The sequence below is a fragment of the Neobacillus fumarioli NBRC 102428 genome, from assembly GCF_001591485.1.
Classification (GTDB): Bacteria; Bacillota; Bacilli; order Bacillales; family Cytobacillaceae; genus Neobacillus; species Neobacillus fumarioli.
Genome location: NZ_BCUZ01000090.1, coordinates 1 through 11,030, shown reverse-complemented (window position 1 = coordinate 11,030; position 11,030 = coordinate 1). Strand labels below are relative to the sequence as shown.

12 protein-coding genes are annotated in these 11,030 nt (G+C 40.8%); 6 read left to right on the top strand and 6 right to left on the bottom strand.

The genetic code is table 11. The features are described 5' to 3' along the window. Positions 1–199: 199 nt before the first annotated feature. The gene (gene deoC / locus BFU02S_RS11975) at positions 200–874 is read left to right on the top strand and encodes a deoxyribose-phosphate aldolase (protein ID WP_066370871.1); all 675 of its coding nucleotides are present in this window, start codon (positions 200–202) and stop codon (positions 872–874) included. A gap of 41 nt (positions 875–915) precedes the next feature. Here deoC and BFU02S_RS11970 read toward each other — a convergent pair whose 3' ends face one another. Both BFU02S_RS11970 and BFU02S_RS11965 read right to left on the bottom strand, forming a co-directional pair. Further along, positions 916–1,917 (bottom strand): inorganic phosphate transporter, encoded by a 1,002-nt coding sequence (locus BFU02S_RS11970; RefSeq protein ID WP_066370868.1) that lies wholly within the window; start codon positions 1,915–1,917, stop codon positions 916–918. 11 nt (positions 1,918–1,928) lie between these two features. Beyond that, the gene (locus BFU02S_RS11965; protein WP_066370865.1) at positions 1,929–2,546 is read right to left on the bottom strand and encodes a DUF47 domain-containing protein; all 618 of its coding nucleotides are present in this window, start codon (positions 2,544–2,546) and stop codon (positions 1,929–1,931) included. Between the two features lie 323 nt (positions 2,547–2,869). Between BFU02S_RS11965 and BFU02S_RS11960 the strand changes: the two genes are divergently transcribed. From BFU02S_RS11960 to BFU02S_RS11945, 5 genes are all read left to right on the top strand, one after another. Further along, entirely contained in the window at positions 2,870–3,124 is a 255-nt protein-coding gene (locus tag BFU02S_RS11960; protein WP_066370862.1) for a GlsB/YeaQ/YmgE family stress response membrane protein, read from the top strand. A gap of 167 nt (positions 3,125–3,291) precedes the next feature. Further along, positions 3,292–4,572: an ArsB/NhaD family transporter gene (locus BFU02S_RS11955; RefSeq protein WP_066370852.1), complete on the top strand. Its 1,281-nt coding sequence runs from the start codon at positions 3,292–3,294 to the stop codon at positions 4,570–4,572. A gap of 50 nt (positions 4,573–4,622) precedes the next feature. Then, positions 4,623–5,468: a MurR/RpiR family transcriptional regulator gene (locus BFU02S_RS11950; protein ID WP_066370850.1), complete on the top strand. Its 846-nt coding sequence runs from the start codon at positions 4,623–4,625 to the stop codon at positions 5,466–5,468. A 69-nt stretch (positions 5,469–5,537) separates the two neighbouring features. Beyond that, positions 5,538–5,666 carry a hypothetical protein gene (locus BFU02S_RS17530; RefSeq protein WP_268872905.1) on the top strand — a complete coding sequence of 43 codons (129 nt, stop codon included), beginning with the start codon at positions 5,538–5,540 and terminating at the stop codon, positions 5,664–5,666. 145 nt (positions 5,667–5,811) lie between these two features. Further along, positions 5,812–7,071: an ATP-binding protein gene (locus BFU02S_RS11945; protein ID WP_066370848.1), complete on the top strand. Its 1,260-nt coding sequence runs from the start codon at positions 5,812–5,814 to the stop codon at positions 7,069–7,071. Between the two features lie 30 nt (positions 7,072–7,101). On the opposite strand, the gene BFU02S_RS11940 is transcribed toward BFU02S_RS11945, so the two are convergent. The 4 genes from BFU02S_RS11940 to nagA all read right to left on the bottom strand — a co-directional run bounded on the left by BFU02S_RS11940 (position 7,102) and on the right by nagA (position 10,959). Further along, on the bottom strand, positions 7,102–8,088 hold the full coding sequence (locus tag BFU02S_RS11940) for a CAP domain-containing protein (RefSeq protein WP_369690685.1): 987 nt from the start codon (positions 8,086–8,088) through the stop codon (positions 7,102–7,104). Positions 8,089–8,175: 87 nt separating this feature from the next. Then, positions 8,176–8,898, bottom strand: a complete 723-nt coding sequence (locus BFU02S_RS11935; RefSeq protein ID WP_066370847.1) for a GntR family transcriptional regulator — start codon at positions 8,896–8,898, stop codon at positions 8,176–8,178. A 126-nt stretch (positions 8,899–9,024) separates the two neighbouring features. Next, a complete protein-coding gene (nagB, locus tag BFU02S_RS11930) occupies positions 9,025–9,765 on the bottom strand; it encodes a glucosamine-6-phosphate deaminase (RefSeq protein ID WP_066370844.1) in 741 nt (246 codons plus the stop codon). Further along, positions 9,766–10,959, bottom strand: a complete 1,194-nt coding sequence (gene nagA / locus BFU02S_RS11925) for an N-acetylglucosamine-6-phosphate deacetylase (protein WP_066370842.1) — start codon at positions 10,957–10,959, stop codon at positions 9,766–9,768. Between the last annotated feature and the right edge of the window lie 71 nt (positions 10,960–11,030).

Below are 11,030 nucleotides of genomic sequence, written 5' to 3'. Positions count from 1 at the left end.
GGGGCTAGGCTGCTTGCGCTGGACAATTTTCGAAGTCAAAAAATTTATGCTTTCTTATTAAAAGGAACGGCTCCAATTTTCTAGCTACTAAGGGTATGCAGGCTTCCCTTTCATAAGAAAATAGACGAGCATTTATACAGTGTTTTTGTTATAGTTACTATGTGTTGAGCAAACATTACTCTTATAAGGGGGATTTTACATGACTGAAAATATTGCAGGTATGATTGACCATACATTATTAAAAGCAGATGCGACAAAGGATGAAATTGTAAAGTTAGTCGAAGAAGCAAAGGAACACTCATTTGCCTCTGTATGTATCAACCCGGTATGGGTAAAAACGGCTGCCGAATTACTGGCTGATACCCCAAATGTAAAGGTTTGTACCGTGATCGGCTTCCCGCTCGGAGCCAGTACACCTGAAACGAAAGCATTCGAAACGAAAAATGCCATTGAAAACGGAGCAACAGAAGTGGATATGGTCATTAATATCGGTGCGCTGAAAAGCAAGGATGACGAATTAGTAGAGAGAGATATCCGCGCTGTTGTCGAAGCGGCAAAAGGAAAAGCATTAGTGAAAGTCATTATTGAAACTTGTTTGTTAACAGATGAGGAAAAGGTAAGAGCCTGCGAACTATCAGTTAAGGCAGGAGCAGATTATGTGAAGACTTCTACAGGATTTTCAACCGGCGGAGCAACGGTTGAAGATATCCGCTTAATGCGAAAGACAGTCGGCCCTGATATCGGCGTTAAAGCATCAGGCGGTGTTCGCAGCCGTGAAGATGCATTGGCAATGATTGAAGCAGGAGCAACTCGAATTGGAGCAAGCTCAGGAGTGAAAATCATCAAAGGTGAACAAGTTACTGGAAATTACTAAAAACAAGAGGCTTTTCGAGATCCGAAAAGCCTCTTGTTTTTTTAAAAAATAAGATTTAATGCGAAATACAATATACTTGCAATTAAAGCCGTAATTGGCAGGGTGATCACCCATGTAATTACCATCCGCTGTGCGGTATCCCATTTGACGCCTTTCAGACGGTGGGAAGCACCGACGCCGAGGATCCCCGAGGAAATGACATGGGTGGTACTGACAGGTAAATGAATGTAGGTAGCGCCGAAAATAATCCCCGCTCCTGTCAAATCTGCTGCAACACCGTTAATTGGCCGGATTTTCATGATCTTGCCGCCGACTGTTTTTATAATCTTCCAGCCTCCGACCGAGGTGCCAAGCCCCATCGCCAGCGCACAGGAAACTTGTACCCAAAATGGCACTTCAGCATTATGAGGCAACATTTTATTTGCAATCAATGCCATCGTAATAATCCCCATCGATTTTTGCGCATCGTTTGTTCCGTGGGAATAGGACTGCAAAGCTGCGGTTGCTATTTGAATGTACCGGAAATTTCGATTCGTCTTTGCCAAATTAAAATTTTTGAAGACCACTTTAAAAATACTATACAAAATATATCCGACAATAAAAGCTAAGATAGGAGAAAGAATAAGTCCTTCAATAATTTTGATAAAACCATGGTAATTAAGAGAATAAAACCCTTCCGCAGCAATGGCTGCCCCGGCAATTGACCCAATTAAAGCATGTGAAGAACTGCTTGGGATTCCGAAATACCAAGTGATTAAATTCCAGGCAATTGCCGAAATAAGGGCTGCAAGAATGACGACAGAGCCATTGTGCAGAGAAAACGGATCGACAATATCCTTTGATATCGTTTTTGCTACGCCCGTAAATGTCAATGCGCCAATAAAATTCATGACAGCTGCTAACAAAATAGCTTGACGAGGCCTAAGGGCTTTGGTTGAAACAGAAGTGGCAATCGCATTTGCGGTATCGTGGAACCCATTAATAAAATCAAACCCAAGTGCGAAAATAACAATTAAAATGGTAAGGATAAATACTAGGCTCATTTTTAAACTCCTTAGGCATTTTTCATAATAATGGTTTCAAGCGTATTAGCCACCGTTTGGCAATTATCCGCAACATTTTCGAGATTTTCATAAATTTCTTTATATTGGATAATACGAATCGGATCTTTTTCAACCGTAAAAAGATTTTTTATCGAGTGTCGTAAAATATTGTCGCATTGTGATTCATAGTCCTTAATTTTAATGGCATGCTCGCGGATTTGCGGCAGCTTTTTATTCGACATTAGTCCGATAGCTTTTTCAATTTCATATACACTGTTTTCAATTGCAGCAACAAATTGCCGCATAAAATCATCAGCCTGTGTGATGGAATACATTTCAAACAGGGCAGAAGTTGCTTCAAGTCCGTCAAGAATATCATCCATACTCATCGCCAGCTGTAAGATGTCTTCCCTTTCAATTGGCGTAATGAAAGCATCATTCAGCGCTGTAATTACTTCATGAACGTACGTATCTCCCTTAGATTCATATGCCTTCATTTTTTCAGAGAAAATTTTCAAATCACTTATATCTTTTAATTTGTATTCGGAAAAAAAGACAGCACTTTCCTTTAAATTATTGGAAATATTGTTAAGCAAAATGGAAAATTTATCAGATTTCTTAAAAACCATATGAAATGACCTCCAAATTAAAATAAACCAACAGAATTTATTTTAGCGAAAAAAGCACACATCATGTTGAAAATTATCGATAAATTTACAAAAACTTAATATTAGAATTTTCTGAATTATTATCTTTCTATCCTCTTTTTAACTATGCACCTTCTGCTGCTGATTTATGTATTGCTAAAACGTTGAAATGCATTTGCCTTACGCGCTTATTTTTTTTGAGTATAAAAAAGCAAAACAGGGCATTTTAAAGGTACAGGCATAAGTTTTGATTGCCTGAGGCTAGAGAAGCTTATGGATTTTGAATGAAAAAGGAGTGTTCTGTAATGAGCTTTATTTGGTCATTAATTGTTGGCGGTATAATCGGATGGTTAGCCAGTCTAATCGTTGGAAGAGATATTCCTGGCGGCATTATTGGTAACATTATTGCAGGATTTGTTGGTGCATGGCTTGGAACATTGGTGCTCGGAAATTGGGGACCGCATGTAGCGAACTTCGCGATCATTCCAGCCATTATTGGTTCCGCTGTACTCGCCCTCATTGTCGGATTCATTATGCGGGCATTTAGAAAAGCAAGTTAATATTATGGACAAAAACCTCCCATTATGGGGGTTTTTTATTGCCCTTTACAACAAAAGTATACTTTTATAAAATAAAGTAAAATATAATAATGGTTTATACGGGTGGAGTCTGTCAGCACAGGCTCTTTTTTGCGTTTTTTACCATTTTTAGGAGAGGGGTTGAACTTTTGTCACACCAAGCAATTATAGCTCTTAATATATTTCTTATCACCTATGCCTTTATTGTCACGGAAAAACTGCACCGAACGATTATTGCCATGATCGGTTCCATTCTAATGGTTTTGTTTGGAGTTGTGGATCAAGAAAAGGCTCTTCATCATATTGATTTCAATACGATCGGGCTATTAACCGGAATGATGATTATTGTCGCCATTACCGCTGAGACGGGATTATTCAAGTTTATTGCCATCTGGGCGGCAAAAAAAGTGAAAGGCTGCCCGATCAAAATTCTGCTTGTCTTAGGTGTCATTACTGCATTGGGTTCAGCCTTTTTAGATAATGTCACGACCGTCTTGCTCATGGTACCCGTCACCTTTAGCCTTACAAGGCAATTACGAGTAGATCCTGTTCCGTACCTAATGACCGAAGTGATAGCCTCCAATATTGGCGGAGCTTCTACCCTGATTGGTGATCCGCCGAATATTATGATTGGAAGTGCGGTTAAAGAACTTACCTTTATGGCATTTATTCAAAATCTTACCTCCATCTCGTTTTTTATTTTAATTGTTAATATTGGAATTTTAGTGTTCATTTATCGAAAACAGCTTCACACTACTACAGAATTAAAAGCAAACTTGATGGTTCTGGACGAAAAGAAAGAAATAACAGATAAATTATTATTAATCAAATCAATGGTTGCACTTGGTTTAACCATTATAGGATTTTTCCTGCATGAAGCTTTTCATTTGGAATCCGCCACCATTGCATTAGCGGGGGCATTTTTATTATTGCTATTAACAGGGGAAAAGCATTTGGACAACGCTTTTGCCAAAGTAGAATGGCTGACGCTTTTCTTTTTTATCGGACTATTTGTGCTTGTATCCGGCTTAATTGAAACTGGCATTATTTCCATGTTAGCGGATTATTCCATTCATCTAACAAAAGGTAATACGGTCTCCACCTCGATTTTAATACTGTGGGTCAGCGCCCTTGCTTCGGCTTTCATCGACAATATTCCCTTTGTTGCAACGATGATTCCGATGATCAAGGATATGGGCGAACTGGGCATTCAAAACTTGGAGCCGTTATGGTGGAGCCTCTCACTGGGAGCATGTCTTGGCGGGAATGGTACATTGATTGGGGCGAGTGCGAATGTGATTGTAGCAGGTTTGGCGGCAAAAGAAGGCTATAAGATTAAATTTGGAAAGTTTTTCATCATTGCTTTCCCGCTCATGATTCTTTCGATCATGATCAGTACAGTTTATATTTACTTGCGGTATTTACAATGAGTTATGCTAAAATAATGATAGAATTCGCAATATAGAAAGGAAATTTTTTCATGAACCAAAGCTGCTTGGGAAAAATTCGTTCCTATTATGCAAGATTTAGTGAAAAGGAAAAGAAAATTGCCGATTATATTTTAAATCATCCAGATAAAATCATTCACAGCACGATCAATGAAGTATCAGAAGACTTAAATGTCGCAGATGCAACGGTTTTTCGTTTTTGTAAACGGATTGGCTTTAAAGGGTATCAGGCAATGAAAATTGCCCTAGCTTCGGAAATTATTGAACCAATTCAGCAAATTCATGAGGAAATCAGCGACCAAGACAGTGAAAAGGTCATTACCGAGAAAGTGTTTCGCTCCAATATCAGGACATTGGAAAATACGCTGCAAATACTGGGAGATCATGCATTGGAAAAAGCAATTGACATGCTGCTTCAAGCTGACAGAGTGAATATATTTGGGACCGGGGGTTCTGCCGTCATCGCGATGGATGCGTTTCACAAATTGATCCGCACAGGAATTAAAGTTTTTTCCTTCCTGGACTCCCATTTCCAATTAATGGCCGCTTCCCAGTTGACGAAAAACGATGTAGCGTTAGTCATTTCTCATTCTGGTACAAATAAAGATACGATTAATATTTTGAACACCGCCATTGGACAAGGTGCTAAAACAATTGGAATTACCAGCTTTCCGAAGTCGCCAATCGGGCAAAAGGTGGACGTAGCACTGTTTACGAGTTCGGAAGAAACAGAATACCGCTCCGAAGCATTGGCATCGAGAATTGCCCAATTAAGTCTGATTGATGCCCTTTATGTCAATCTCATGATTCAAAATCAAGCAAACGCCAAACCGGCCCTTGAGAGAATTCGACAAGCCATTTCCACCACAAAAATGTAACCGCTCCTCATATTAAAAAATGTATGAAATCACTGACTGAGATGAACATTAAGAAAAAGGGGGACCACGATGAAAACGCAAAATACGAAAAACACTAAATTAAGCTATGAATCAGATGGAAAAATGGGCAAACAGAAGCTAAACACAAATAAAAAAGAGCAAGTCGAATTTTTTAACACCACCCAAGATAGTGAATAATAATCGAAATGTTTAAGGAGCTGTCATATTCAGCTCCTTTTTTTCATACGTTGTATAGAAAGAATTTTGTGAAATTTTGTTGTAAGTTGTTGAAATAACTTGTAAACTTTTGCTAAATAATTATTTTTTTCGGATGGTGATGCGAATGGAAATAACAGAACACCTTTTTCTAAATCTCTCCATTTTATTCATTCTATTCTTGCTTGGCTTTATTATTTTTGAAAAGTATAAAAAATGGGTCATGTCCAAACGAATGATGACCATATTTCTGATCATCATGTTATGGTTCTGTATCCAGTTCTCTTATCATCCAGTGCCCTTTGCTAGATATGATTTAAGGATCATTCCTTTAGTGATTGGCGGGGTTTATCTTGGAGTCGGCCCCATCCTGGTCATTGTTTTAATCCTTCTAAGAAGCTTGTATGGGCTGGATACTGGGTTTTATTTAGCGATTCTATTGTTTGTTCCTTTTGGAATCGCAGTTTGGCGTTTATATCCTTGGTTTTGGACACAGGCTCCTTCCAAACGTATCCTTATTTCCGTTTGTCTGGGTGCTGTTTTAGGTATGTGTACGGCATTGGGGATAGGCTTTTCTCATTCCTATATCCTAGACGCATTCCTTGCCTACCTGATCCTTCCGGCACTTGGAATCGGGATGACCTCTTATTGTATTGAATTTATCCTAAGGAATGTCGAAATGCAGCAACAACTCCTCAAAACGGAAAAACTAAAGGCAGTAGAGCAAATGGGAGCTGCCATATCTCATGAGATTCGCAACCCGCTTACCGCAGCAAGCGGATTTGTTCATCTGCTTTGTGATGACCAATTGCCAAGGCATAAGAGAAAAGAATATTTAGCCATCGTGAAAGAAGAACTTTCTTCTGCAGAAAGAGTCATTAAAGATTATTTAACTTTTGCCAAACCATCGATTGAGCAGTTTGAAGAGTTAAATGTTAAGCAAGAGATGCGGCAAATTATTAATATTGTCCAGCCGCTGGCGAATCAGAATTCAGTAGAAATAACCACTGATTTTTCTGTCATCGGTTTTATCAAAGGAGACCGCCAAAAGTTTCACCAGTGCTTTGTGAATGTCCTGAAAAATGCCATTGAAGCCATGCCAAATGGGGGCCGTTTATCGGTCGAAACGGAATTTATGCAAAATTTTGTAACCATTACGATTGCGGATACTGGAATCGGCATGACAAAGGAACAATTAGAAAGGCTAGGAGAACCTTTCTATTCTACAAAGGGCAAAAATGGAACAGGTCTCGGAATGATGGTCGTACATAGCATCACCCGTGCCATGCACGGAACCATTTCGGTTGAAAGTGAACTTGGGATTGGAACAACCTTTCAATTTAAATTTCCATCCTTCACAACACTAGAGACAAAAAACCGGCGGTAAATGGGACGGTCCGCCGGTTTTTTTGCTGTATTATTTCTGAATAAACATTTGCGCCCAATGTTTTCCTGTTGGTTCGAATCCAACCCCAATATTTGTGTAATTGCGGTTGAGGATGTTTGCACGGTGCCCTGGGCTATTCATCCAGGCCGTTACCACTTCCTGCGGTGTCGGCTGCCCCTCGGCAATATTTTCACCGGCAGAACGATAATTAACCCCAAAGTCCCTCATCATATCAAATGGGGAACCATAGGTTGGGCTGGTATGTGAAAAATAATGATGTTGCTCCATGTCAATTACTTTTCTTTGTGCCACACTGCTCAGTTGTGAATCCGCTTTTAACGGCGGAAGTCCGTTTTGCCGCCGCTGGGCATTCGTTAAGTCAATCACCTGCTGAACATATTGACTGACTGTACCGGTAACAGCTGTATTACTAGGGGTCTGCCCCGGCTGTACTGGTGCTTGAGTTTGTCTCGGTGCTGCTTGCGGTGCCAATTGGGTGCGGCCAGGAACCGGCTGAGATTGTTGCGGCAATGTCTGAATTCCAGGCTGGGGTTGCTGTGGTCCTTGCATCCAGCCAGAAGGTCCTTGCTGCAGCCATTGCTCAAATGTTTGGAATGGGTTTCCCCCTTGAGGTGCATTGCCATCTCCTGAAGAAATCGGTACATACTGATATTTCGCATCTTGTATTAACACAGCACGTGTATGCGGGTATTGATTACTGTCCAAAGATGTTTGCGCAGCTGAAATAAAAACAGCCGGCCTTCTTGGTCGATTTTTTTCTGTAAACAGATTATCATCAACATCTACTGGCCGACTCATGTCATTGGTGGTCAAAGGGCGATTCCGGTCGAGTGGCGGGCGTCCGTCCGAAATCCTATCCATTCTGTCGCCAGTTCTATTCGCAATATCTTGTTTTTCGGGATTGGCACAGGCTGCAAGTCCTATGCTTAAAGCAGCTGTTACAAGCAAGCTTGTCGGTTTTTTTAGCTTCATGAAACTTCCGGTATTCTTTTCCATCGGCAATACCTCCTTTTGAAAACAATTGTCCCGCTTTTTTATTTTCGTTTGTTTCAAAAGAAGTATGAATGGGAATAACCGGCTATATTAACGTTTCATATGGACCATAAATTTATAACGGTCTGCACGATACACAGATTTCACAAGTTCAACAGGGGTGCCATCTTTCAAATAACTGTTTTGCTGAATCAGCATGACCGGCGCTCCAATGTTAATCTTTAAAAGATTCGCATCCTTTTGGCTGGCAATAGATGATTCAATGACTTGCGTGGCACTGTCAATTTTCAAATGTAATTCTTCCTCAATATAGGAGTAAATGGATTGATTGACAATCTGTTCAGTCAGTCCTTTGACGAGCTTAACAGGCAGATAACTTGTTTCCAATGCCATCGGGACACCGTCTGCAAGCCGAATTCTCTCGATTTCATAAACGGGGTCTGATTCATCGATCGAAAGCTGCTCGGCAATCGGTGCCGCTGACGGATGCATTTCAAATCGAATCAGCTCACTTGATGGCTCTAAGCCTCTTGCTTTCATATCTTCAGAAAAGCTTGTTACTCCTTGAAGAAGCTGCTCAATTTTTCGTTCTGCCACAAAGGTACCTTTTCCTTGCATTCGATATAAATATCCTTCATTTACCAGCTTGGTAAAAGCTTGCCTGACTGTCATTCGGCTAATTTGATATTTCTCTGCAAACTCCCTTTCCGGGGGCAGAGCATCTCCTGGTTTTAATTCGCCCTTTTCAATCAGTGCTTTGATTTGTTCCCCCAGTTGGTAATAAATAGGGATAGGGGAATTTTTGTTAATCATTCTCCTCTAACACCTTTCCAATCAATCTTTGCAAAGAACAGGGCAGGTCTTTGTGGTGGTTCTTGTTAATCCAGCTCCAGGGCCTTGGTCAGCCCCTCGGGGCTGACCAAGGCCCTTACACTTTTCTTAGGATGAGTGAACCTTTAGGCCTGCCACTACTGCTTTATCTGCAATAATTGTAACACATTGGTGTTTTTTCAGCACTGATGCAGGGAAATTTTCCGAAACAGGGCCGTTTATCAGCTGATGCATCGCTTCATTTTTCTTCTCTCCTGAAACTAACAGCAAGATTTCTTTACTTTTCATAATCGTTGCGATTCCCATTGTAATCGCCTTGGTCGGCACCTCTTCCATATTGTTAAAAAATCTGGCATTTGCTTTGATCGTTGAAGGGGTTAAATCCACAACATGGGTTTGGGATTCAAACGAGCTCCCCGGTTCATTAAACCCGATATGTCCATTCTGGCCAATTCCGAGAATCTGAAGATCGACCCCATGATGTTTGGCCAGCAGTTCTTCATAGCGATGGCATTCCGCCTCTATATCACTGGCATCTCCCTGGGGAATATGAGTGTTTTTCATATTGATATCAATATGATTGAACAGCTGTTCGTTCATAAAATAACGGTAGCTGTTTTTATTGTTGCCGGAAAGGCCGATGTACTCATCTAAATTAAAGGTTGTTACACCACTATAGGATGTGCCATTGTTTCGGTGGTCAGCGATTAGATTTTGATAAGTTCCAACCGGAGTTCCACCAGTTGCCAACCCGAGCTTGATGTTTGGATTTTGCAGTATTTTTTCAATCATATATTCAGCCGCTTTTTGGCTCATTTCCTGGTAGTCTTTTACTTCGATGATTTTCATTTACATTTCCTCCTTTGAAAAAGCGATTGCACCGCGGCAGATGGTCATAACGACATTCATTTGTTCATCAAGAATGACGATATCCGCGTCTTTGTCCTTCGTGATGCTGCCTTTCCGATCATAAATCTTTAACTGCTTGGCCGGGTTGGCTGCAGCCATTTCAATCGCATCTCTTAATGAACATCCGGTATAAGCCATGATATTTTTCAATCCATCGCCTAATCTTAAAATACTTCCAGCCAGCGTTCCATCTGCAAGGACAGCTTTTCCATCTTCCACCTTTACATCTTGCCCGCCAAGGTCATAGTGGCCGTTTTTCAAACACTTGGCCCGCATAGCATCTGTGATTAAAATTAAGCCATCCCTTTGCTTTTGTTGATAGGCAAGCTTGACCATGGCCGGATGGACATGGATCCCATCCACAATAAGCTCGGCTTTTAATTCATCGTGCAAAAGGACAGCACCGACAACCCCAGGTTCACGATGATGCAGCACCCTCATTTGGTTAAATAAATGAGTTACATGGCTTGCTCCAGCATCAACGGCCATATTTACCTGTTCAAAAGTAGCATCTGTATGTCCGATAGAAGCTACGATGCCATTCTCTTTTAAATAGCGGATCATTTCCAAGGCCCCTGGCATCTCCGGTGCCAGTGTGACCAGTTTAATCATTCCATTCGCTAATCGTTGCCATTCTTGGAATTGGGCAAGATTCGGTTCGATAATATGTTGAACAGGCTGAGCTCCCGCTTTATCAGGATTGATAAACGGCCCCTCAAGATGAATCCCGATCACTTCCGCCTGTCCTTGTTCAGGCTGTTCCAAGATATATTGGCCGGCATTTTCCACTGCCCGTTCAATGAATTCAGCTTCTTGTGTAATGGTTGTCGCTAAAAAGCTTGTGGTGCCCTCTTTAGGCAAAGCAGCGGCCATTGTATCCAGTGCCTCTTTTGTTGCATCCATTGTATCGGCTCCCGCGGCACCGTGAATATGGACATCTAAAAATCCTGGAACAGCATGAAAATCAGAAGAAACCTTAATTATTTCAAAATCCCCTTCATTCATAAGATCTTTCAGGTTACCTATTTCTGTTATTTTCTGGTTCCTTATTTTGATATACCCATTTTCGATTGTTTCATTTTCCGTATAAATACGCATGCCCTTAAGTAAAATAGGCTTATCCTTCTTCACCATCTGCATACTTCCTTTCCCTTTCTATACTTTATCTTATCATCTTTAACATCTAGTTGTCTATACCAATTCAA